General features: G+C 64.6%; 22 protein-coding genes. 3 read left to right on the plus strand and 19 right to left on the minus strand.

The annotated features are described in order from the left end of the window. Positions 1–21: 21 nt before the first annotated feature. The 16 genes from AC4D6D_RS22725 to AC4D6D_RS22800 all read right to left on the minus strand — a co-directional run bounded on the left by AC4D6D_RS22725 (position 22) and on the right by AC4D6D_RS22800 (position 15029). Positions 22–759 carry a COG3904 family protein gene (locus AC4D6D_RS22725; protein WP_491327780.1) on the minus strand — a complete coding sequence of 246 codons (738 nt, stop codon included), beginning with the start codon at positions 757–759 and terminating at the stop codon, positions 22–24. Positions 760–779: 20 nt separating this feature from the next. Further along, positions 780–1262: a glycine zipper 2TM domain-containing protein gene (locus AC4D6D_RS22730; protein ID WP_491327781.1), complete on the minus strand. Its 483-nt coding sequence runs from the start codon at positions 1260–1262 to the stop codon at positions 780–782. 108 nt (positions 1263–1370) lie between these two features. Continuing rightward, on the minus strand, positions 1371–2228 hold the full coding sequence (locus AC4D6D_RS22735; protein WP_491327782.1) for a hypothetical protein: 858 nt from the start codon (positions 2226–2228) through the stop codon (positions 1371–1373). After that, positions 2225–2518 carry a hypothetical protein gene (locus tag AC4D6D_RS22740; RefSeq protein WP_491327783.1) on the minus strand — a complete coding sequence of 98 codons (294 nt, stop codon included), beginning with the start codon at positions 2516–2518 and terminating at the stop codon, positions 2225–2227. Before AC4D6D_RS22740 ends, AC4D6D_RS22735 begins: the two co-directional genes overlap by 4 nt. Before the next feature lie 33 nt (positions 2519–2551). Then, positions 2552–3085: a hypothetical protein gene (locus tag AC4D6D_RS22745; RefSeq protein ID WP_491327784.1), complete on the minus strand. Its 534-nt coding sequence runs from the start codon at positions 3083–3085 to the stop codon at positions 2552–2554. Next, on the minus strand, positions 3082–3999 hold the full coding sequence (locus AC4D6D_RS22750) for a M15 family metallopeptidase (RefSeq protein WP_491327785.1): 918 nt from the start codon (positions 3997–3999) through the stop codon (positions 3082–3084). Before AC4D6D_RS22750 ends, AC4D6D_RS22745 begins: the two co-directional genes overlap by 4 nt. A 60-nt stretch (positions 4000–4059) precedes the next feature. Then, positions 4060–6765 (minus strand): type VI secretion system ATPase TssH, encoded by a 2706-nt coding sequence (gene tssH, locus AC4D6D_RS22755; protein ID WP_491327786.1) that lies wholly within the window; start codon positions 6763–6765, stop codon positions 4060–4062. Then, positions 6766–7809, minus strand: coding sequence for a type VI secretion system baseplate subunit TssG (gene tssG, locus AC4D6D_RS22760; RefSeq protein WP_491327787.1), 1044 nt, complete (start codon positions 7807–7809; stop codon positions 6766–6768). After that, complete coding sequence (gene tssF / locus AC4D6D_RS22765) at positions 7773–9629, minus strand: type VI secretion system baseplate subunit TssF (RefSeq protein WP_491327788.1); 1857 nt, start codon at positions 9627–9629, stop codon at positions 7773–7775. The genes tssG and tssF overlap by 37 nt, the downstream gene beginning before the upstream one ends. 4 nt (positions 9630–9633) lie before the next feature. Continuing rightward, positions 9634–10167, minus strand: coding sequence for a type VI secretion system baseplate subunit TssE (gene tssE / locus AC4D6D_RS22770; protein ID WP_491327789.1), 534 nt, complete (start codon positions 10165–10167; stop codon positions 9634–9636). A 5-nt stretch (positions 10168–10172) separates the two neighbouring features. Continuing rightward, a complete protein-coding gene (locus AC4D6D_RS22775) occupies positions 10173–10958 on the minus strand; it encodes a type VI secretion system accessory protein TagJ (protein ID WP_491327790.1) in 786 nt (261 codons plus the stop codon). 14 nt (positions 10959–10972) lie between these two features. After that, the gene (locus AC4D6D_RS22780; RefSeq protein ID WP_147220147.1) at positions 10973–11467 is read right to left on the minus strand and encodes an Hcp family type VI secretion system effector; all 495 of its coding nucleotides are present in this window, start codon (positions 11465–11467) and stop codon (positions 10973–10975) included. Positions 11468–11568: 101 nt separating this feature from the next. Beyond that, entirely contained in the window at positions 11569–13059 is a 1491-nt protein-coding gene (gene tssC / locus AC4D6D_RS22785; protein WP_491327791.1) for a type VI secretion system contractile sheath large subunit, read from the minus strand. Between the two features lie 17 nt (positions 13060–13076). Further along, positions 13077–13601 carry a type VI secretion system contractile sheath small subunit gene (tssB, locus tag AC4D6D_RS22790; protein WP_491327792.1) on the minus strand — a complete coding sequence of 175 codons (525 nt, stop codon included), beginning with the start codon at positions 13599–13601 and terminating at the stop codon, positions 13077–13079. 75 nt (positions 13602–13676) lie between these two features. Then, positions 13677–14648 carry a type VI secretion system protein TssA gene (locus tag AC4D6D_RS22795; protein ID WP_491327793.1) on the minus strand — a complete coding sequence of 324 codons (972 nt, stop codon included), beginning with the start codon at positions 14646–14648 and terminating at the stop codon, positions 13677–13679. A 60-nt stretch (positions 14649–14708) separates the two neighbouring features. Next, the gene (locus AC4D6D_RS22800; RefSeq protein ID WP_491327794.1) at positions 14709–15029 is read right to left on the minus strand and encodes an OmpA family protein; all 321 of its coding nucleotides are present in this window, start codon (positions 15027–15029) and stop codon (positions 14709–14711) included. Between the two features lie 600 nt (positions 15030–15629). Between AC4D6D_RS22800 and AC4D6D_RS22805 the strand changes: the two genes are divergently transcribed. The 3 genes from AC4D6D_RS22805 to tagH are packed head-to-tail and all read left to right on the plus strand — an operon-like array spanning position 15630 to position 19885. Then, on the plus strand, positions 15630–17579 hold the full coding sequence (locus AC4D6D_RS22805; RefSeq protein WP_491327795.1) for a type VI secretion system Vgr family protein: 1950 nt from the start codon (positions 15630–15632) through the stop codon (positions 17577–17579). A 21-nt stretch (positions 17580–17600) separates the two neighbouring features. Next, on the plus strand, positions 17601–18182 hold the full coding sequence (locus AC4D6D_RS22810) for a DUF6931 family protein (protein WP_491327796.1): 582 nt from the start codon (positions 17601–17603) through the stop codon (positions 18180–18182). After that, positions 18179–19885: a type VI secretion system-associated FHA domain protein TagH gene (gene tagH / locus AC4D6D_RS22815; protein WP_491327797.1), complete on the plus strand. Its 1707-nt coding sequence runs from the start codon at positions 18179–18181 to the stop codon at positions 19883–19885. The genes AC4D6D_RS22810 and tagH overlap by 4 nt, the downstream gene beginning before the upstream one ends. 3 nt (positions 19886–19888) lie before the next feature. Here the strand turns inward: tagH and AC4D6D_RS22820 are convergent, their stop codons facing one another. The 3 genes from AC4D6D_RS22820 to tagF are packed head-to-tail and all read right to left on the minus strand — an operon-like array spanning position 19889 to position 23057. Beyond that, on the minus strand, positions 19889–21772 hold the full coding sequence (locus tag AC4D6D_RS22820; RefSeq protein WP_491327798.1) for a serine/threonine-protein kinase: 1884 nt from the start codon (positions 21770–21772) through the stop codon (positions 19889–19891). Further along, complete coding sequence (locus AC4D6D_RS22825; RefSeq protein WP_491327799.1) at positions 21769–22536, minus strand: PP2C family protein-serine/threonine phosphatase; 768 nt, start codon at positions 22534–22536, stop codon at positions 21769–21771. The genes AC4D6D_RS22820 and AC4D6D_RS22825 overlap by 4 nt, the downstream gene beginning before the upstream one ends. After that, positions 22533–23057, minus strand: coding sequence for a type VI secretion system-associated protein TagF (tagF, locus tag AC4D6D_RS22830; protein WP_491327800.1), 525 nt, complete (start codon positions 23055–23057; stop codon positions 22533–22535). Before tagF ends, AC4D6D_RS22825 begins: the two co-directional genes overlap by 4 nt. Positions 23058–23071 lie beyond the last annotated feature (14 nt).

Below are 23071 nucleotides of genomic sequence, written 5' to 3' on the forward strand. Positions count from 1 at the left end.
ACTCTTCGATGGCGGGCGGGGTCAGCCCGCGTTCGCCACATTGTAACGGGTGAGACCGGCCTGGCTGAGGAAACAGACCTTGTCCGACTGCGTGTTGAAGGCATCCGTCATGAAATCGAGCGAGAGGGACATCTCCACGAGATAGCGCGCGCGCGTCGCTGCCAGTTTTGCCGATTCCTGCTCCCAGGTACGAAGCTCCTCGGCAACGAACATGGCGACGGCCTGGTCCACCTGGCCTTGCGGATTGCCCTTGCGGATCAGTTCCGCCCGCTTCGAGTTCACGGTCTGGAAGCGGTTCAGCAGATCGAGCATCTGTTGGGGATTTCCGGTGCCGCTGAACATATGGACGCCGTAGTAGGCACCTGGCTCGACAGTCCGCACGACCCCGCCCAGGAAGGCATAAGAACAGGCGCTGATGCAGGAGTGATTACTACGCAGGCGCACGGCGAGGTTCCGGGCGCGGATGACGCGGCCCATGTAAGGCCCCTCCATCGCCGCACCGCCGGGCGAATTGAACCAGACTTCCTCGATCGGCCCCGCCTTGCGCAGCGCCTGTTCAAGCCGCTGCGCCTCACCGGGCAGGATCTGCCCCTCGGCCAGCAGGACCTTGCCGCTGGGCGTGTTCGACACCGAATAGGTCATCGGCGACGCGAAACCCGCCGTCTGATAGGCATCCGGCAGATCGAAGGATGCGCAATAAGTCTGCTCGGCCTTCTGCGCCAGTGCCGCTTGGGGCACCAGCGCAGTCAGACAGAACAATGGCGCCAGACGGCGCAAGGTCAGGCGACCTTCCAGTCGCTGGCCGGGGGCGTGCGGCAGAGACGCGGCGTCTCGCGCACTTCCTTGCCCGAGATATAGGCGACATTGGTCACGGTACGGCACTGGCGGCCGTCGGCCAGCTTTTCCGGAGCCGCGGCAGTGACGGTGCCGTGAACGTCGTCGCGGCTGTCACTCTTCCAGGCCTGGGCCTTGCCGGTCGGCGCATTGACGGCGCTGACGGTCGCTTCGGCCATCTTTTCCTTCTCGCACTGGTCAAGCTGCTTGGCGATGATCGAGCCGACGATCGCGCCGCCCAGCGCGCCTACGACCGTACCCACGGTCTTGTCCTTGCTCAGCTTGTTGCCGAGCAGACCGCCCATCGCACCGCCGATCGCCGCACCGCCGAGGCCCGAGCCGCACTTCTTTTCGGCAGCAACAACCGCCGTATTCAAGCTTGCCACAGCCAGAAGAACGCCGCTGACAGACAGAATGATCTTTTTCATAACAACTCCACCATAAGATTTTGACTGAAAGTTACGCAACGATATTAAACTTCAATTGATAGCCGAAAGACCTCGACTGCCTTTTCCCGGCCGCGCAATAGTACCATCTCAATGTCCATCGGCGGACCAGTGCGGCGGATCGCTCGCCAGCTTGCGAACCCCGTAACCGGCACCGATGGCATGGAGATCGCTGTTGGTGCTTCCCGAACGCGGATGATCGATACGCCGGGTCCGCCCGTGGACATCGGTCACGTCGATAGCCCGGTCCCAGTCGATCGTCATGTCGATGGCGGTGCCGTCGATATGGTTGGAGGTGAGCGAAGGCCGATAGCGGATGCGGAACAGGTCGACCATCGCCTGCGCCGCGCTGCGCGAAGCCCGCAGATCCCCGTGGTCCCAGTGAATATCGACCTCCGGATTCTCGGGAACCGCGCCGGGCTGGATGTCCCCACCGGCGATCCGCCATGCATAGTGCATGATCCAGGCGCGATGGCGGTTGCGACGCGTGGAACTGACACGCACCGTGGCCGAAGCCCGCCGCAGCATCGCCACGAATGCCTCGACCTGGACGGCAAACGCAGGGCTGAGATCGCTGATCCGGTCGCTGTTGGGAAACCGCGCCTCGTTGGCCCGGAACCACGCCGCGCCGCTGAGATTGCGGCGGGTGTTCCGGGCCTCCAGACGCTCCTGCATCAGCGCCGATATCGAAGTATTCGCCAGTCGCTGGAGCACGGCATCGTTCGGATCGATCCGTCCCCTCGAACCGGTGCGCATCACGAACGACTGGTAGCGTCCGATCGCCGTCATCGTCGCCTCGTCCATGATCCCGTCGGTTCGCAGGGCAACGAGGCCAAGGTCGCCTGCCCGCAGACCAAGCGCCTGCTGGACGGCAGAGACATCCGCGCGCAAGTTCGCCGCGCCGCGACCGACCGAAGCCGCCAAGGAGATGCGGGAAGCGGCCATCATTCGAGGTCCGGATCGAGACGCAGGAGCAGGTCCATCACCGCTGCACGGCCTGCATATTTCCGTTTCAGCCGAGCGAGCTTCGCGTCCGAACCGGTGCACAGGCTCTTCACCTTGCGCTCCAGCTCCCTTGCCCGCGCCGCGTCATAAGGCTCCTCGCCGAGGAAATGCTCGCATTCCTCGCGCCGCGCCACGAAAGCCCGGACATCGGACGGCACGTTGGATGGCTGGCCGCCGGGCGCGCGTGCCTCCGCGCGCAGCGGCGCCTGCGCACCGCAGGCGGCACAGGACAAAAGCAGAAGAGGAAGGAAGGCTTTCATCGCGGGCTATTCGATCTGCGATTCCAGGGTCTTGGCCTGCCGCTCGTAAAAGCGGGCAGACGCCAGATTCTTCTGCGCCCTGAACCGAGAACTCACGGCCCGGGCGGCCGAAGCGGCGACGTTGAAGGCGTCCGCCCGGTCCTGCCACTTGACCTCTCCTTGCCCCAGATCTCCGCTGACGAAGCGCCCGGCGATATAGCCACCTTCATTGCCCCGGCTGGTGTCAATCACCCCGATCGTCGGCACGCCGTCGCGCAGTTCGCCGAAGAACACTTCGCCGCTCTGCCCGCCGTCACGCCGACGCAGCATGCCAAGGCCCGAGGCCTTGCCGCCGGGACAGGCCCCGGTCCAGTATGTCGGCCCGGACGGCAGCGAGCGTGGCATCACGAAGCGGCATTTCGTGGAGGGATCCTGGGACCAGACATTGCTGCCCCACTGACCGGGAGCCCCCGCGCCCTGGCCTTGCGCAATCGCGGTGGGGCCGCCGACCAGCGCCAGCAGGGCCGCCAGAGCCGCGCCCTTTTTCATCGCCGCGCTCATGGATTGGGGAAGCTCGAAATGAGCGACGCGCTGCATTCGAAGTGCATGGAATCCTCCTTGCGAAAAGCCGCTCCCCAGTACCAGCCGTGCTTGTTGAAGTAGGGGGCCAGCAGAAGCAGGCCGTGAAAAACCTTGCCATCACCGTAGACGTCGAGCTTGCCGTTGATCTTGAGATCGATCGCGGTGCCCCAGCTATGGTTCGAAATCGAAGTCGAGGAGCCGCGGACATTGCGCACGACTGTCATGCCGGCAGAACTGAGCGAGTTGTACAACTCGGGAATGTCGCGCTGCACATCGGACAGCACGCGCGCAAGACTCTCGACCGCGGAACGCATGCCGTAAGCCCGGAATGGGCCTACCGACTGCGTGGTCATCAGGGCGAGTAGCTTGCTGTTCGTCATCGGCTGGTCGTGCTGGCTGTAGTTCTCGCGCGGCGAACCGAACTTGCCGAGCAACGTCTTGTTGGACGGCGAGGACAGTCCGGCATTGATTGTATTGCGATCCGGCCGGGGCAGCAGTGTCGTGAAAGAGGTATTGCTGTTCGGGGCAGGCGTAGGCCGTGCCGCCTGTGCCGGCAGCGCGGCCCGGCCCACGGGGGGACGGGCAGGTGCGCGCATGGCGGCCGCTGGGACCCTTTGCGCAGCCGCACCGGGACGGGACGCGGACGGGGCGGCGTTCGCGCGTCCACCTGTCAGGTGCCGCCATGTCGTCGCGCCGGGTTCGATAAGACCGTCCGGGGTGCGCAGAAACCCCCGCTGATAACGCACGATCGCCGAAATGGTCTTCGGCCCGCAAAGGCCGTCGACAAGTCCGAGCCGCAATCCCGCACGCGTCAACAGGGTCTGGACGGTGATCGTATCCTGTCGGCGGTTCATCCCCGACACGCCGACCGAACCACTCAAGGGCGTCGCCATAACGTACCTCCAAGCGTTGTTTCAAAACTGAGGTTCGAGCAGATCACGTCTGCTTCTGGATTACTGGACAAGGCTCTCGACCAATCCCGGCGCTTCTACCGGCGCGGCGCTGTTCCTGTCGACGAAGCGGTAATGGAACCCGTCCGGCCCGGCCGAAACCTCGATCGCGGCAACTTCCTCGCCCCGCATCTGCCTTTCGAGCAGCTGGATCGACATTTCGGGTAGCATGGTGTTCGTCAGGATCGCGTCGATCATACGCCCGCCCGAGGCGACCTCGTTGCAGCGCGAAACGATCAGGTCGATCACGGAATCGGTGAAAGTCATGCCGATCCCGTGGTTTTCGACAATACGCCGCGCGATCCGTCCCAGCTGAAGCCGCACGATCCCGGACAGCATCTCCGGGCTGAGCGGATAGTAGGGCAGCACCAGCAGGCGGCCGAGCAGCGCGGGCGGGAAAGTCTTGAGAAGATCGGGACGCAGCGCTCCGGCCAGCGCCTCGGGCTCGGGCTTCATTTCCTCGTCCTCGGAAAGCGTCATGACGAGGTCGGTGCCGACATTGGAGGTGAGCAGGATGATCGTGTTCTTGAAGTCGATGAAGCGGCCTTCGCTGTCGTTCATGAAGCCCTTGTCGAAGACCTGGAAGAACATCTCGTGGACGTCGGGATGGGCCTTCTCCACTTCGTCGAGAAGCACGACCGAATAGGGACGGCGCCGCACTGCCTCGGTCAGGACCCCGCCCTGCCCGTAGCCGACATAACCGGCAGGCGCGCCCTTCAAGGTCGAGACGGTATGCGCTTCCTGGAACTCGCTCATGTTGATGACGATCAGGGAATCGTCCCCGGAGAACAGCAGTTCCGCCAGGGCATGGGCAGTTTCCGTCTTGCCGACGCCAGATGGTCCGCAGAGCATGAACACGCCGACCGGCTTGTTCGGATTGTCGAGCTTGGCACGGCTGGTCTGGATGCGCTTGGCGATGGCGTCCATGGCGTGATCCTGTCCCACCACGCGCGCCTTGAGCTGGTCGGAGATGGTGAGCACGCTCTGGATCTCGTCCTTGACCATGCGCCCGACCGGAATGCCGGTCCAGTCGCAGACCACGGCCGCGATGGCGTCCTGATCGACCACGCCGAACACCATCGGGTCATCGTCCTGCACCGTCTGCATTTCGGCCAGCGCGGTCTGGAGAGCGGCAACCAGAGCCGTTTCATCCGCAGTTTCGCCGTCCCCGGCCCGCGCGGCGCGAAGAGCGTCCCGAGCCGAGACGACCCCGGCAAGCGCCTGCTTCTCGCGCACCCACTTGGCCGTCACGGACTCCAGCGCATCCTGCGCGGCGACGATTTCCTCATCCACGCGTTCAAGGCGGTCGTCGCTGCGATAGTGGTCCGCCGCTTCGCGCGAGACAACCTCGCGCTCGATCTCCAGCAGTTCGAGACGGCGGCGACGGTCCTCGACCATGGCAGGCGTGGCATGCTGCGAGACGGCCACCCGCGCACAGGCCGTGTCGAGCAGGCTGACCGCCTTGTCGGGCAATTGCCGGGCGGGAATGTAGCGCTGCGAAAGCTGGACGGCCGCCGCCACCGCTTCGTCGAGCACGACGACGCCGTGATGCGCCTCCATCATCGGCGCGACCGAGCGGATCATGTCGATCGCCTGGGCCGTTTCCGGTTCGCCGACATCGACGGTCTGGAACCGCCGGGTCAGGGCGGGATCCTTCTCGAAATACTGCCGGTACTCGGCATAAGTCGTCGCCGCGATCGTGCGCAGCCGGCCACGCGCGAGCGCCGGTTTCAGCAGGTTGGCGGCATCGCCGGTCCCCGCCTGCCCACCAGCGCCGATCAGCGTATGCGCTTCGTCGATGAACAGGATGATGGCGGTCGGCGAGCTTTCGACTTCGTCGATCACCTGCCGCAGCCGCTTCTCGAACTCGCCTTTCACTCCGGCGCCCGCCTGCATCAGGCCAATGTCGAGCGAGCGAACGGTCACGCCTTCCAGGGCGGGCGGAACGTCACCGTCGGCAATCCGCCGGGCGAAACCTTCGGCCACCGCCGTCTTGCCAACGCCCGCCTCGCCCACGAGGATCGGATTGTTCTGGCGGCGGCGCAGAAGGATATCGACGACCTGGCGGATTTCTGCATCGCGCCCGACGATGCAGTCGATTTCCCCAGCCCGCGCCTTGGCGGTGAGATCGACCGAATACTTCGCCAGAGCCTCAGCCCGTCCGGAGGAAATCGCCCCCGGTTCCCCGGCAGCTTCCCCGGCGGCAGGCACCGGGCCGGTGCGCTCCGTGGTCTCGGCCGAAGCGGCGATCAACTCGTCGAAAGCGTCGCCGAGACGGTCGGGGCTGACCTTGCGCCATTCGCCGCTGAGCGAATGGAGCGCGTTGCGCAGCGTCGGCGTCTTCAGCATGCCGTAGAGCAAGTGCCCGGAACGCACCCGACCCGCACCGAACTGGAGAGAGGCATAGAGCCAGCCCTTCTCGATCGCTTCCTCGATCTGTGGCGCGAAATCGGAAATGGCGCTGGCGCCGCGCGGCAGCGAGTCGAGCGCGGCAACGACATCCTGCGTCAGGCGCGCGTCGTCGAGATCGAAGGCGGAACGGATGGCCGCGATGTCATTGCGCGGGTCCTGCAGGAGGATATGTACCCAGTGCACGAGTTCGACATAAGGATTGCCCCGCATCTTGCAGAAGCTGGTCGCGGTCTCGATCGCCTTCAGGGGAACAGGGCCGAGGCGCTCGAACAGGGCGGTACGGCTAATCTCGGACATTTACAGTTCCCCAGTGCTTTGTGAGCGGGCGATATGGGCCGGTCTCATGCGCCGTAAATGCGCGTCGGAGCGGACGCGGTCCGTTTGTTTCGGGCTCATCCAGCCGGTCCAGCCGAGCCGGGTCCGGCCATCGAGGCGCGCGGGCGGGACGTCCCGTTCGGGAATGTCGATGCGGATGTCCCATTCGAGATGGCTCGGCGCGAAAGCGTCGAGCGCTTCCGAGGCGATCGTGAAGCGCGGCTGGCCGGGCAGCAGTTTCTCGAACTCGGCGAAGGAGCGCGCGCCGATAGCCACGCTGAAACTGTCCGACGCGGTACGGATACGGCCGCCCAGCACGACATCCTGACCGAGCGTCGCAAAACCGCGGCCGAGGCGGCTGCGATCCTCATCCTCGATTTCCCGCCAGCGCGGCTGATACTCGATAACCCGTACCGGCTGGCCAAGCAGATGTCCCAGCGAATCCTCGATCCCGATTGCGCTGCGGCGCGAGGCGAACAGCGAGGCATAGTGGACCCGCGCGCGCGCCGGGAAAGCCGCGCGATCCGATACCCCTTCGGAAGCTCCGGAGAGAAACGCAAGGTAATCGGCAAACCTGTCGTCGGCGGGACGGTCTGCCTGGACCGCGGGCTGCGAATCCGCCCAGGCCCGGTAGAAGAACTGCAACATGCGGTTCGCCAGCACGTCCAGCCACCGGCCGAAGGGGCGCTGCTTCGCGTAGCGATGCTCGAATGTCGCAAATTCGGTGAGATGGGTGGGCAGCGGCCCCGCCGGGCCGGTGAGCCCCAGCCAGTATCCGTTGAGCTGGGCGCGCTCGTTGCGAAACTCGACGGAGTGCAACGTCGGCGCCGGAAACGACATGGCGGGCACCTGGGCCAGATCAACGATGCTCTGGTCCGGCCGACGGGCATGACCGAGACGCGGCAGATCGGGCGCGCGCGCCTCCGCCCCGCGCACTGCCGGGAACATCCCGAAGCGCCGGGCACTCGCCCTGATCCGGTCGAGGAAGGTCAGATGGTGTGGCGTCTGCCCATGCGCGGCGGCCATTGCGCGACATCCCCCTCGTTCGGACTGTGGAAGTGACATTCGGTGAACGCATTGATGCTGGCGAACTCGGCCAGGAAGCGTTCCAGAACGGCGGTGAACAGGAACATGCCGCTCCTGTCGAAAGCGGCATCGTCGAGTTTGATGCGAATGCGGTGCCCGCGCGCGAGCGCCATGCGGTCAAGGCCCGGCACCCGCCGCATTACCTTGCCGGAGCGGATGGCCAGCACGCCGTCGATCTGGCGGCGCAGCGCGGCCTCGTCCTGTTGCCCGTAGAGCGCCAGATGATCGCGCAGGGCCGAGGGATCGTCGTGATCTTCCGGCGCAAGCGTGGCGTAGTTGGGGGTGAGATGGGCAATCACGCGCCAGGCCGCATCGCCCAGCCCCAGCGGGGCACGCGGACGCGTCGGCGCGCGCAGCACGGTAACGGCGCGCGCCGGGACGCCCGAAACGGTGAAATGGTTCTCGCCGCGAAACGACAGAAGTTCGGGCAGTTCCCGGTTGGTGACGAGCGCCCGCACCGACAGTTCGTGCACGTCGTCCAGCCGCGAGGCATCGCCGGGTGAGGTCAGGCTGATCCAGGTATCGGTGCCGACATATTCGCTGCGACGCCGCAGGCGCCTTTCGCGGGTCGACAACCTGCGCGGCCTGAGCTGCGTCGAATAGAACAGTGCCTCACGCCAGTCGTAGAGCAGCGCTCCGAAGGCATAGAGCGGCGCCACCGTACGCGGATCGAGATTGTCCCGCGCATAGGCCTTGACGTCGAGCAACCGGAAGACCTCGAAATCGTGCCGCCGGGTACGATCCGGTATGACATGCAGTTCGTGATCGTGCGGGCGGACCTGCACGCGGTCCAGCTGTTTCTCGAAAAGATTGATGGCGGGCGATGCGAAGAGCTTGAAGTTGCTCTTGTCCACGGCGCGTGCCAGCGTGGCCGAGGTCCGCGAGAACAGCAGCACGACATCGCACATCTGCGGCGAAGCGCGAAAGGCCCGGTCGAGGCCTTTGAGGCGCGCGAAAAGGAAACGTTCGGGACAGGCGAAGTATTCGGTCAGCAGGCGATAGCCGCGAAACGAGCGTTGCTCTGCCGGAAGCAGGGCCTCGTCATCCTCGAAGCCGACCTGCTCCGGAAGCGGCAGGGACATCCACGGCGCATTGGCCGGTGCATCCGCCGAGCGCGCCAGCACGCCCAGGGTTTCGCCGATTATTTGCCGGTAGAGTTCGTTGGGAACGGCTTCCACGCCGTGCAAGTGGATCGGCAGGTCCTTGACGCGGATCTGCGGCAGTTCGCAGCCCGGCGTCGCGGCGAAGCGCAGGCGCAGCCCGGCCTCGGCGCGCACGTCTCCGGTCCCGGCATAAGACGCGACGGCAGCGCGGGTGGACAGGTATTCCGCCTCGACGATCGTCAGCGGCCACATCGTCACGTCATGCCCGGTGCGGAAGATCACCGGGACATTGTCCTGCGTGTTGGCCACAAGCTGCGTACCGCGCGGAACATGATGGCCGGTCAGCAGGTTCTGGTCGCCCTGCTTCGGCTCGAACCCGGCGATGCAGATCGAGGGCATCGGCGCAAGGTAGTGCGGCTGGATCGCATGGAGCAGGTGCGAGGTGAACTCGGGATACTGGTCGGCCAGCTTGAGCTGGACGCGCGCGCCCAGGAACGCCACGCCTTCCAGCAGCCGCTCGACATAAGGGTCGGGATCGGTCGGCGTCTTCAGCCCGAGCCGCCCCGCGACCGTCTCGTGCTCCTCGCCGAATTCCCGCGCGGCTTCGCGCAGATAGGCAAGCTCGTCGTTGTAATGGCGCAGAAGGCGCGGATCCATGCCGCTACTCCCGCACGTCGACGGACACCGTTTCCGGGTCCATTTCGGTCCGGAACTTTACCGGCATGGCCTGGGCGGCAGCGGTAATGTCGGCGCGAATGACGAACGTGACGGTGTTGGGCCGGTCGCCGTTCTCAGCCGGTTCCACGCTGAGCGTCTCTTCGGCAAGACGCGGCTCGTATTGCCGGATCGCCTTGCGGATCTCGCGCGCGCGGGCCAGTATCGCCCGCCGCGTCAGCGGCTTGCCCGCCAGATCGCTCAGCCCATAGTTCAGGACCGAATTCTGGACATGAGGATAAGCCTCCAGATCGTAGAGCGCTTCCAGATTGGTCGTGTTCAGCAGCCAAGCCAGTTCGCGCCGGATGGTGCCGCGCAGCGCCGCCTCGTTGAAGCGATCGAGACGCGGCACCGCGTAGTGCCGGAACTTTTCGCGCGACACTTCGGGTGCTTCGGAATGGATGTCCTTCAGCCCGGAAATTTCGATGTCCGCCACCAGCTTGTCGAACAGCGTGGGCGTGAGACGGTGGCTTACGGCCATGGCGATCAGTCGAAACTCAGATCGCGCAGCATCAGCAGTCCGCGGTCCTCGCCGTCGGAAAGCGTCCAGAGACGTTGCCCGGACCCACGATCGCCCCATTCGTCGGCATGCCACCATGTCGCACGGGCCAGCCGCTCGTCGACTTCGCGCGAAACCTCGCTGCCCGGATAGCGCGAGGGCAGGAAACCGGCGACGGATTGTCCCGACTTGAAAGCGATCTGGACCGGATACCAGACGAGATCGCGCAGATCGCGCGGCCCTTCGCTGGAGATGCGGGCAACCTGGTCGAAAGGCTGAATTCCGTAGCGACCGCCGATGATCGCCTCGAAAGCGGGACCGAAACGCGCATCGGCATCTGCGATCCACTCGAAAGGTTCATCATTGAAGCGACCGGGAGTGTCGGGGGCCGCATCGAAGGCCGCATCGCGCGCGGCGATCGCTTCGTCCGTCCGTCCGTTACCGAGGTGATGAAGGGCATCCACCAGCCCCTCGCACCAGTCGGATGCCGCATGCTGGCGCGCCCGCTGACGCCCGGCAAGGACCTCTGCACGTTCCAGCTCGGCGTCGATCGCCTGGCCATAGGCAACGGCAAGCATCTGCGCCTCGCCCGAAAGCTGGGCAAGCGCCTGCAATTGCCGCCGCGCCTTGTCCCACTCGCCCGCTACCGCAAGCAACTGGAACAGGAACATGCGCGCCGCCTGGTCGGCGGGCTGCGTCCGCACGGTTTCGACCAGTGCGGCACGCGCACCGTCGAAATCGCCCGAACGCAGCAGGGTATCGGCATCCGCCATGGTGGGACCGGCTATCAGGCTGCGACGTTCTGGCGAATGTCGTAGCTGGCGGTGATGACGCCGCCGTCCTTGCCGCCGGTACGGTTCTGCGGCTGGTAATCGAACGTCACCTTCGCGGTATTGAATACGATCGATTCCATGATCGCGTCGCCATGGCTCGCGCCCTGGTTGTCGATCGAGGAGACGATCACGTCTTCCAGCTTGATCTTGTAATAGACCAGCGGATTGCGATCATCGCCCGCCTTCTGCGAGTAGATGATGATTTCCTTGATGTGACGACCCGAGGCACAGGCGCTGAACAGCTTGGGCGACGACTTGTCGACTTCCTTGGTGATCGAGATATCGCGGATCTCGGCCTTGCCGGCACCGCCGCCGGCACCGCCGGTGTGGAACGAACCGTGCTGGGCGGCACCGAAGTTGAAGGAAATAATATCGATTTCCTTCTCGTGACCCTTCTTCTGGCTTTCGCCCTCGATACCGTCAATCTTCAGGAATAGGTCAACTGCCATTAGTTATCTCCTGTAAATACCCATCGCCAAAAGCGACAATAATTCTCACTCATTGCGATAGACTAACAATTCACCGCAGAAAAATCGTTTCGTCCCGAATATCAGGCAGTTCGTGGCAATCTGGAAACCATACTGAGAGCGATGTCCATTCCTTCCAGCTGATAGTGCGGAACGAACATGAACTTGCCCTGGTAGTACCCCGGATTCTCTTCGTCCGGGACGACCTCGATCTTGGCATCCTTGAGCGGCAGACGCGCCTTGGTCTCCTCGCTCGACAGTGCCGGAGAACCGTCTACATACTGAAGAACCCAGTTGTGCAGATCGCGCTGGAGTTGATCCGCCTCGCGATTGCCACCCACCCAGTCACGCACCATGCACTTCAGGTAGTGTGCGAAACGGCAGCTGGCGAAGATGTAGGGAAGCCGTGCCGAAAGATTGGCATTAGCGGTGGCATCCACGTTCTCGTAGTTCTTGGCGCGGTGCAGCGTCTGGGCACCGATGAAGGTCGCCTGGTCGCTGTTCTTGCGGTGGATCAGCGCGATCATCCCGGCGGCGGAAAGTTCCGCCTCGCGGCGATCCGAGATCGCGATTTCGGTCGGGCACTTGTAGTCGACGCCGCCTTCGTCGGTCGGGAACGTCGCTGTCGGCAGACCTTCGACCGTACCGCCCGACTCCACGCCGCGGATGCGGGTGCACCAGCCATAGGTGTTGAAGGCATCGGTGATCCGGGTGCCCATGGCATAGGAGGCATTCAGCCACAGGTGACGGTCATGCTCGCCGCCGGTTTCCTCTTCGAAATCGAATTCGTCGACCGGTTCGGTCTTGGCGCCGTAGACCGGACGCCCCAGGAAACGCGGCATCGTCAGCGACATGTAGCGGCTGTCGTCCGAAGCACGGAAAGTGCGCCAGGCCATGTATTCCTGCGCGTCGAACAGCTTGCCGAGGTCGCGCGGATTGGCCAGTTCGGTCCAGCTTTCCATGCCGAAGAGCGGCGGCGCAGCGGCAGCGATGAAAGGCGCGTGCGCCGCAGCGCCGATCTTCGCGAGCCCCTTCATCACTTCCAGGTTGGGCGCGGTGTGGTCGAAGTAGTAATCACAGACGAAAGCGCCGTAAGGCTGACCGCCAAGCTGCCCGAACTCGGATTCGTAGACTTTCTTGAAGAGCGGGCTCTGATCCCATGCCGCGTCGCGATACTGGCGGAACATCTTGCGACATTCCTCCTTCGACATGTTCATGACGCGGATCTTCATGTCCTTGCCGGTCGAAGTGTTCATCACCATGTAGTGAAGACCGCGCCACGCGCTTTCGAGCGCCTGGAACTCCTCGTTGTGCAGGATCTGGTTGACCTGTTCGGTCAGCTTGCGATCGAGTTCCGCACGCAGGGCATCGACGGTCGAATAGACGTCGTCACCGATGATCGATGCATTTTCGAGCGCCTGGTGCGCCAGAGTCTTGACCGATTCCTCGATCCGGTTCTTGCGGACGTCGTCCGCGGGCTTGAACTCCTTCTGGAGCAGTGCCGAGAAATCGTCGACTTGCGCGCTGTCGGACTGGAGCGATGCGGTGCCGCCCTGAACTGCCTCTTGTGCCATCTTGCCTATCCCCGGTCTCAGGCCTGTTCGGCCGAATTGGCGTCATTCTTCGCGGCATCCGCAGAAGAGAGTGCAGAAAGCAGTGCCGGATCCTTCAGCACCTTTTCGAGCAGCTGCTGCGCACCTTCCTTGCCGTCCATGTAGACGAGCAGGTCCTGCAGCTTCTGCCGCGCTTCAAGCAGCTGCGCGAGCGCCGGCACGTTCTTCACCACTTCGCCCGGCAGGAAATCGTTGATCGACTTGAACGTCAGGTCGACAGCCAGCTTGCCGTCGCCGGTCAGGGTATTGTCGACCGCGAAAGCGGCACGGGGAGCGATCGCTTCCATGCGCTCGTCGAAATTGTCGATGTCGAACTCGACGAAATCGCGCTTGGCGACATCCTTCTTGTCGACCAGGCTCTTGCCCGAGAGATCGGACAGGACGCCCATCACGAACGGAAGTTCGATCTTCTGGCGCGAACCGTAAGTTTCCACCTCATATTCGATATGAACGCGAGGCGCCCGGTTTTCCTTGATGAAGCGCTGACCACTCTTTGAATTCATGGCTTTTCCCGCCTTTCGCTGGCCAGTGACGGCCGTTAACTGGTCGATCCCTGTCGAAATCGAATGATATCCCGGTTAGTAATCGGAGCTGTTTTCGTTAGTTCTGGTTAACAGAACCGAACCCGCTTCCGAGACACTGTTCGGAGCGATATCTTCCAATAATGCCATGAAATCCATGTTTATCCACCCCCTTACCCGACGCAATGCAACGAGTATTGGGCTGGAAGGTTCCCGGCGCGAATAATAATCCGATATCGCGTCCAGCGCCCGCGCCACGTCTTCCCGCGAATCGAGACGCCCGACACCGCGCTGAACGGCATTTTCCGAAGGCTCCTCCACTGCGGACGCCCCGGCATCGTCCGGTGCGGATTCCGACAGGATATAAGGCACGAGCGAACGGCGGATGGCATCCAGCGCCTGATAGGTCGCCTTGAAATCGGTTCCGGTCTCATCCCCGGCGTTAGCCATCAGCGCGTTGTCAACGCGTTCGATGCCCCCCCGCACGAGCGCCAGAGAGGCGAGAGCCTGCTCCAGTGCTTCCGGCGGCGTCTCCTCGATCGCGTGACGGAACATGCCGAAACCGTCGGCCGTATCGCCCTCCGTCTCGAAACGCTCGAGGTCTTCGGCTGTGTAGGAGCCGAGCCGAGGATGATCCACCAGCACGATACGCTTCAGCGGCCCCAGGAACGTGCCGATCCGAGCCAGTGATTCGCAGGCCCCGCGCCTGCCGATGAAACCGTAGTCCTCGAGAGACGGATGCAGGACGTCCCAGTACTGCTCCATAAGCCCGGCCAGCATCTCGCAGCCGGTAGCGACGACGTCGATTCGTCCCATGCGCGCACCGGCACGGGCGAGATAGATGGCCAGCCAGATATCCTTGGAAAGACGGCTCTGCCCTTCGATCAGTGCAACGATCCCGCGCCAGTCGACGGAGGCCGCATCCGCCTCGAAAGCCTGCTCGATCTGCTGCCGATCAGGATGATCGAACAAGTCTACACCGCCCGGCGCCTCTCCGGATACAGGCGCCAGCAATTCATCGAGTGTCATCACAGCCAGGTCCCCCTCCCGCAACAGCCACCCCCCTCCGTTCGCCCGCAGGCGACAGATTCAGGGAATGAGCTTTGCCTCCACGCGGCGATTGCGAGTATCGGAAGCGCTACGCCCCGACAGCGGCATGCTGGGACCGAAGCCGCGCACCTCGATCCGGGAGCGCTCGACCCCTTGCTGCGACAGAAAATCGGCCACGGCCTGAGCCCGGCGGCGGGACAAGTCCATGTTCGCGCCGAGGCCGCCGAGCGAATCGGTATGCCCCTCGATCAGGAAACGTTTGCCAGAAAGTTCGGACATAAGTAGCGATCTGGCGAATATCCGCGCCTTCGCCTGCCCGTCCGGCGTGATCTGCGTGGAGTTCAGCTTGAAGCCGATCATGAGATCCGCCCGCGTCCCCCTCTCCGTGTCACGCTGACCGCCAACTCCTCTCCCGCCCAGCGGAGGGCGCGCCGCAGCTGAAGCGGCGCGGGAGCCGCCCAAGGCGACCGAGCCGCGGGGCGGCTTGGCAGTCAGCGATCGAGGAGACGACGTATCGCGTCGGCCACCGGAAGCGGCCCCGGCCGGCTTACCGCTCCGGACATCCGGACGGGCGATGCGGAATCCTTCCGTCACCCCGATTTCGTCGGTCACAGCGATCTCGGAGCCGTCGGAACCACCGCACTTGCCCGCGAAGATGCACAAGTACCCCTCAACCGAAGGCTCCTGACTCTCCTGGGCAATCGCAGGCATGGCAATCGCTACCGCCAACCCCGCGAATGCGGTTGGAATTACAGTTCGCATCAAGCCCTCTTCGGCTAATGAGTCCGCCCCCGGAACATTTATCCTACTTTGACAATTTCGTTCCGACAAGGATGGAAAGCCGTAAAATGTATAACAACCTCCGTTAGATGCTTGCATTGCGCGTGTGGGATAAGCCAGACACGCACGGAATAATCATGTCGGAGGCCGGTTTTGGCAGGCACATCGAGACTGTCGGAAATGTCGATCGACCTGGGCGATGAGCAGGTCGAACTTGAGCGCATCGATTGCATCGAAACGCTTAGCGCTCCGTTTACTATTACCGTCGACCTTCTTGCACCGCTGGAAATCGACCTGCAGCCCCATCTCGGCAAACCCTGCGCCCTCAAGGTGCGGGAGGACGAGGTCCTGCAACGGTACTTCCACGGGCTGGTGATCTCGGGCGAGCAGATCGACGAGACGCCTTCGGGGCATCGCTATCGCTTTGCCCTGAAGCCGTGGAGCTACTTTCTCGCCCAGAACCGCGCGATGGCGATTTTCCAGGATCTCACCGCGCAGGACATCATCGGCCGAATCTTCCAGCAAGCAGGTATATCCGACTTCGAATTCAAGCTTTCGAACAGTCCGCGCCCGCGCGCATACTGCGTCCAGTACCAGGAAAGCGACTTCGCCTTCGTATCGCGGCTGATGGAAGAAGAAGGCTTCTACTACTTCTTCCGCCACGAGGCGGACCGACACGTCATGGTCATCTGCGACGCGCCCGCCTCGCATGTTGCCGGTGTGCCGCCCACCCTGACTTATGCGCCCAATTCGATTTCGGTGTTCATGGCGGACTCCGCCGAACGCGCCAGCGGTGGGCGCCATCACCTCCAGAGCTGGCGCGAAAAGGTGAGCACGCAGGCCGGTTCGCGCGTGACCGTGCGCGACTGGGACTTTCGCGCGCCGAACCGGTTCGTGGAAGCCAAGACCCAGAGCGAGGCGCAGCACCAGCGCGACGATCAGGAAATCTATGTCTATCCCGGCCGCTTCTACCATGAATCAATCGGCACCGGCGACATCGAGACGCACGGCGCCGAACGCAGCGACACGATGATGAGCGCCATGCGGGCGCAGCGCCGGGTCTTTACCGGTTCCTCGCAGGCGGCGGGGCTGTCCTGCGGTTTCAAGGTTGCCGTGACCGGCCACCAGATCGGCCGGATGAACGGCGACTATCTGATCCTGTCGGCCTATCACAGCATCGTCGCGGAAAGCTATCGCAGCGGCGCCCATGCCCATGAGGCATCCTTCAACGTCCGCTTCGAGGCGATCCCTGCAGAAACGCGATTCCACCCTCCTCAGGCCACACCGCGTCCGCTCGTGCAGGGTCTGGAGACGGCTGTGGTGTCCGGGCCGGAGGGAGAGGAAATCTTCACCGACGAATATGGCCGGGTGAAAGTGCGCTTCCACTGGGACCGCGAAACCACGCCGGGCGAGGCGGCAACCTGCTGGATCCGCGTTTCGCAGACCGGCGGCCTCGGCAATCTCATCCTGCCGCGCGTCGGCCACGAAGTGCTGGTGGACTTTCTCGGCGGCGATCCGGATCGGCCGGTCGTGGTCGGGCGCGTGTTCAATGCCAACCATATGCCGATCTACCCGCTGCCCGCGAACAAGACCCGCGCCTTGTGGCGGACCAAACGCTATGGCGAGGCCGAGGCCTATCCCGAAGCACAGGCGCTCGACAGCGGCGCGCCGGGCGCCAACGAAATCCGGTTCGAGGACAAGACCGGCGCCGAGGAGCTCTACGTCCACGCCGAGCGCTTCATGAACACCCGCATTCGCCTGGACGAGACCCGCCACGTTGGTCGCAGCCAGTCGGTGAAAGTCGGGCTGGACCATGACGAGACCATCCACCGCGACGAGAACCTCAAGGTGGGGCGCGATCAGGATGTCGAAGTCGCCGAACAGCGCCGCACCAAAGTGGGCAAGGACGATGTTCTCGATGTCGTCCAGTCGTTCAAGCTCACCGCCAATACCAGCATCGAGCTTCAGGTGGGACAGTCCAGGATCGAGATACGGCCCACGTCGATTTCGATCAGCGCCCCCAACATTACCGTCAGCGGCACCGCATCGGTTTCGATCGAATCTCCCGAAACCTCGGCCGACGGCAAGGGCACTCTGACCCTGACCGGCGGACTCGTCCGAATCAATTAAAGACGTTAGCATCGGCCCGACATGACCGAGTGGCGAACCATCCACCTTACCCAGGCCCGTCAGGTAGCGGCTCTGATGGACCTCAAAACCGAGCTGCCCGCACCGGAGGTTTCCGTTCGCTCTCGCTACGAAGAGCTGAAGCGGCACGACCTCTCACAGGCCTTGAACTTCCTGGTCCATGCCCTCCCCCGCTTCGAAGCCGTTCACTGGGCGGTCGACCGCGTCATCGAAGCGAGCCTCTCCACTCCGCCGCCGACGCGCGAGCAGCAGGCGACGCGCGAAGCCATCTGGGATTGGCTGGAGGGACCGGACGACCGCACGCGGCGGCTTGCCTATGAACGCGCCCAGGCCCTGCCACGCGACCTGCCTGAGCGGAGCCTGGCGGGCGCCATCTTCTATTCCGGAGGCTCGATCGCGCCGACCGATGCCGCGCCGATCCTGCCCGTGCCGGGCTTGGCCAACCGCCTCGCCGCGACCGCAGTGATCCAGGTCGCCTATCTCGGTGACGATGCGAAAGCCTTCCTCGCGCGCGCGCTCCATGAGGCGGAAGTCGTGGCAGAACATGGTTCCAGGCGGACGACCGGCGAGCGTAGCGCCGCATGACGCTGCGTCTCAGCATCGTCAATGCGGACAGCGCCACGCTCGGCAACGGCGCGCCGGTGGAGTTCAGCCTCGATGGACGCGGCGCGCTGATCGGCCGCTCGCCCAGTTGCGACTGGAGCCTGCCCGATGCCCGCAACCACATCTCCTCGCGCCACTGTGAAATCCGCTTTGAGCACGGTCGCTATGTCCTGAGCGATACTTCGATGAACGGCACGTTTCTCAACGACCGGCCCGATCGGTTGATGCAGCCGCAGGCACTGAGTGACGGTGACGTGCTGACCATCGGCCATTACCGGATCCGGGTGGCGCTGTCTCAGGGCTTCGCCTTCCCGCCGGTCGGAGCCGGGACAACATCTCACGGGGCAGGGCATGGTGGAGGAATTCCCCCGCGCGCTGCATCGGCGCCAAGCGGCTGGGATGCATGGGGCGCGCCGCCTCCTTCATCGTTTCCATTTCCCCCCGACCCGGCGCCGTCTTTTCCCGCCGTCGATAGCGGCTGGGGCAGCCTTCAGGAAACCGGTGGCGGAGGATGGGCGCCCACCCCGCCCGCATCCGAGGGATGGGGGCAGCCGCCGGTGCCCGCCGGTTCCCGGAGCAACGCCGCGCAGGGTCAGTCCGACGCCTGGGGAAGCGCCCCGATATCGCCTTCGACTTCCGGCAACGACAGATGGGCTCCCATGCCCGGCACCGCCTCCGATTCCACGGGACCGGTATCCTCGGCCTGGGCGAGCGCCGAAACGCCGGAGCAACCGGCATCGGGTTGGTCCAGCGCCGCGCCGGATCGCCCCCCCGCCCCTGCCCCGGACGACATCTGGGGACGGCTGGCCGAAGGAAATGTCGTCGATTGGGCACGCGGCGGATTCGGGCAACCGATCGACGCAGCCCCCGATCCTCTCGGACTGAACCCGCAGCCGAGGGACATTCTGGGTGTAGCGCCTGCCAATCCCTTCGACCGCGGCACGCCCTGGTCCGATGCCCCGCCCGCCCCGACGGGAGCGCCCGTAGCGGACATGCACTTCGCGATGCCGCGCGTGCAGGGCGACGCGCCTTCCGGCGCCGACAGCGCGCGCGCCGCTCCGCAGGCATCGCCCCCATCTCCGCCTGCTCCGCCCGCAACCGATGCGCTGCTCGCGGCATTCCTTCGTGCCGCCGGCGTGGAAACGAGCGTATCGCCGCGTAATCCCGCTCTCCTGGAACGTGCCGGAAAACTGTTCCATCGCCTGGTCGCCGGGCTCGTGGTCATGGTCGAGGCGCGGGCACGGGCGAAGTCTCAGATGGGCGCGCAATCGACGGCATTCGAGGTCGATGGCAACAACCCGATCAAGTTCTCCCGCACTCCGGAGGACGCGATCACAGCCTTGCTCAATCCGCCCGCGCGCGGTTTCCTGGATGCCGGACCAGCGATTGAGGAAGCTTTCTTCGATCTCCAGTCGCACCAGCTCGCAACCCTGCGCGCCATGCAGGGCGCGCTGCGCACGACGCTCGACCGCTTTTCGCCGAGCGCGATCCGCAAGCGCGCGGAGAGCCGTGGATTGCTCGCCCGGATACTTCCCGCAGCGCGCGATGCCGCCCTGTGGCAGGCCTACGAAAAGGAATTCGGCGGCGTCGCGCAAGGCTCGGACGAGGCGTTCATGGACATGTTCGCCAAGGAATTCCGCCGCGCCTACGAAGATCAGGTGCGCGAGCGCAAGACAGGCGGCTGAGTGCTATTCGCGCACTTCATCGACGGTCTTGAACCATACCATCTGGGCCTGCCAGCCACGGTCGGCGGCCTCCGAGACGAAACGCGTTGTCCATTCCGGCCCGCGCCTGCCGATCGGCGGGGCGATCACGTCCTTTTCGAACGGCCCCTTGCCGGTCAGCAGCAGAACCCCCGACCAGCCGCCGTGGTTGACGTCGAGCTGCATTTGGTAGCGGTCGCCCCCCCGATCCGTCACGATGCGAGTTTCGCGGGCCAGCTTCTGCAATGCCTCCCGTCCAAGCAGACCGGTCCCCGGTCCCGAGAATTCCGGCGCGATCACACCCGAAGGTTCGAGGCCGATCAGCGCGAAGTCGGACTTGGGATCGTCAATCGCCAGTTGTAGCACGACGTTCGCGGCACGCTCGCCGGGATAGCCGGTCTGCGCGGGATCGTCGGGCTGCATGCGCATCTCGAACTTGCGCTGCGGCACCGCGAGCTGACGGGAATCCGGCGCCCGCACCTGACGATAGGTATCCAGCGCCGAGCAGCCCGACTGGGTAATCTGCGCGACATCGCTGAAATCGATGTTCGCTTCCCGGATGTCATGCTGGGCAAGCGCCTGCGATATCTCGTTCTGCGCCGCCGCCGGATTGCCCGCGACACCGGCCAGCGCGACGTCGGGGCCGCCCTTTCCCGGCTTGATATCGACGATCTGGAGCCAGGTGCAACTGACCGAAGGCAGCACGGAATCGATCGTCGAACGCGCGAGCTGAACCGGGTTGGCGCTTGCTGGCGCGATCGTCGGCCCCGCTATCGGCGGCCGCTCGCCGGAACGCATGGCGATCCACACTCCGGCTGCCGCGAGCAGCGCGAGCGCCAGCCCGCCTGCCCCCCACTTGAGCCAGGCCGGCCCGGAGCCTCGCACCTCTCCCGTCGGCTTCGGCGGGCTTAGCTGCGCCTCGATCCTTTCGACTTCCACGAGCACATCCGCCATCGCCCGCAGCCGCTGCGCAGGGTCGGGCTGGAGCATGGCGGCCAGTAGCGGCCGCAAGGGCTCGGCCAGGCTCGTCAGGTCCGGAACCAGCCGCCGCTTGTTGACGGCATCCACCAGCGACCCGCCCATCGCCACGTCCCGCCCTTGCGCGATCGCGAGCAAGACCAGACCCAGACTGTAGATATCGGTCCAGGGGCCAATCTCGCGGCCGAAATCCCCGAGTTGCTCGGGAGCGACGTAATTGAGCTTTCCGGCAAAGCCATCGCCGACGATCGTGGCGCTGCCGGGGTCCATCTCCTTGGCGATGCCGAAGTCGATGATCTTGGCTTTCGCCAGCAGTCCACCTTCGAGCAGGACATTGTCCGGCGCGATATCCCGGTGAATCGCGCCGAGTTGGTGGGCGGCGTCCAGCCCCTTGGCCAGCCGCCGCACAAGGGCAAGCAGTTCGACGGTGTCCGGCCTGATCCGCCCCAGTTCCTGGGAAAGGTTCGCGCCGTCGATATAGTCGGTGACGATGTAGAGCACGCCCAGTTGCGGCTCCTGCGCCAGGACGCGGTACTGGACGAGCGCTTCGTGACGCAGCCCGGTCAGCGTGCGTGCCTCCTTGCGGAACATCTGCGTGACGTTGGGATCCGCCGCGAGGGCGGGCAGGATCACCTTGATCGCGACGCGCTCGCCGCTGGTGACGTTCACACCCTCGAAGACCTCGCCCATGCCGCCGCGGGCAATGAACCGCCTGACCTCGAAGATATGGTTGAGCACGTCGCCGACTTGGATCGTGACCTGGGCCTGGCGCGGCGCGAAAGTGGTCGGCGAAGGACTGTTCGTCCCTCCCGCCGGAAATCCGGTGGCGCCGTCCGAGATCGGCACGAACACGGTCTTGGGGTCCTCGGGATTGCCCGGTTCGTCGTTCATCGCTGCACGCCTCCTGCGGCCTGCGGCAGGGCGAGACGGGTAGCCTCGCTCGCCGCCACGATCACGGCAGTGACATTGTCGGGCGCCTGCCGTTCCAGCGTCAGCGCGATCAGGCGATCGAGCGCCGCCCGGTGGCCCTCCTGCGCAAGTACCGCCGCGATTTCCTCGTCCGCGATCCGGCCTGTAAGCCCATCGCTGCATAGTAGGAAAACGTCTCCCGGCTGCGCTTCATCGGTGATGACGTCCACGGCCAGACCTGCCTGAGCGCCCACGGCTCGGGCCAGAACATGGGCCATCGGATGACCGGCAGCATCTTCGGGAGCGATGAGGCCGCGGTCGACCATGGCCTGGACCTGGCTGTGGTCGCTGGTCAACTGATGGAGTACGCCGCCGCGCAGCAGATAACCCCGGCTGTCGCCCACCCAGAACAGCGCGAAATGCGCGCCGCTGACATGGAGCACGACGACGGTGGACCCCATCTGCACGCCTTGCTTCCTCGCCTCCGCGAAGATCCGCGCATTGGCGCCGTGAATGGCATCGGCAATGGCGGTGCAGTCGGCGTTGAAGTCATGGGAAAGCGTAACTTCGCTGATCGCCCCGGTGATCGCTGCGGAAGCCCATTCCCCTTTCTCGTGCCCGCCCATGCCGTCCGCGACCAACCATATCGAGCGTTCGGGCGAGACCCAGTAGCTGTCTTCGTTGTTCGTCCGCACACAGCCGACGTGCGTGGCCCCGAAACTTTCGAGGCGAAGCTGCGACATCATGAATTCTCCTCGGCTTGCAGCATCTGCATCAGGAGCCGCACGGGCAGGCGGCCCGCCAAGGCACCGGGCGGGAACCCCTCGCCGCCGTCCGACCACCACCCCGGCACGGTTCTGTCCGTCCGGCACGGCGGCACACCGATATCGAAGGCCGCCGTTTGCGCAGCCAGCAGATCCGCATCCCAGCCGCCCGCGAAAGCCCGGTGGAGCATTTCCTCGCACCAACGGGCGGCAGCCTCCCGGCGTCCTTCACCGATTCCCAGAAGTGCGAGATAAACGGGAAAGCGCCGCCCCGCGCGGTCGATCGAAGGCGCCAGCACTCCGGCATCGCCGAAGTCCCCTTCTCCTTGCAGGAAAAACCAGGGCGGCGCCCGGTCATAGAGATCGTCGAAGGCCTCCGCCAGCAGCGTGCGGGCCTCGTCGATCTCGTCCGAAAGCCAGCGATCGAGCGCATCGCGCTCGCCCGCCGTAAGCCCGCGCGCGATGAAATCGCCATGACTGGGCAGTTTCCCGAAGAGCTGCACGACTGGTTGCCTGC

Source organism: Novosphingobium sp. BF6 (assembly GCF_058273105.1).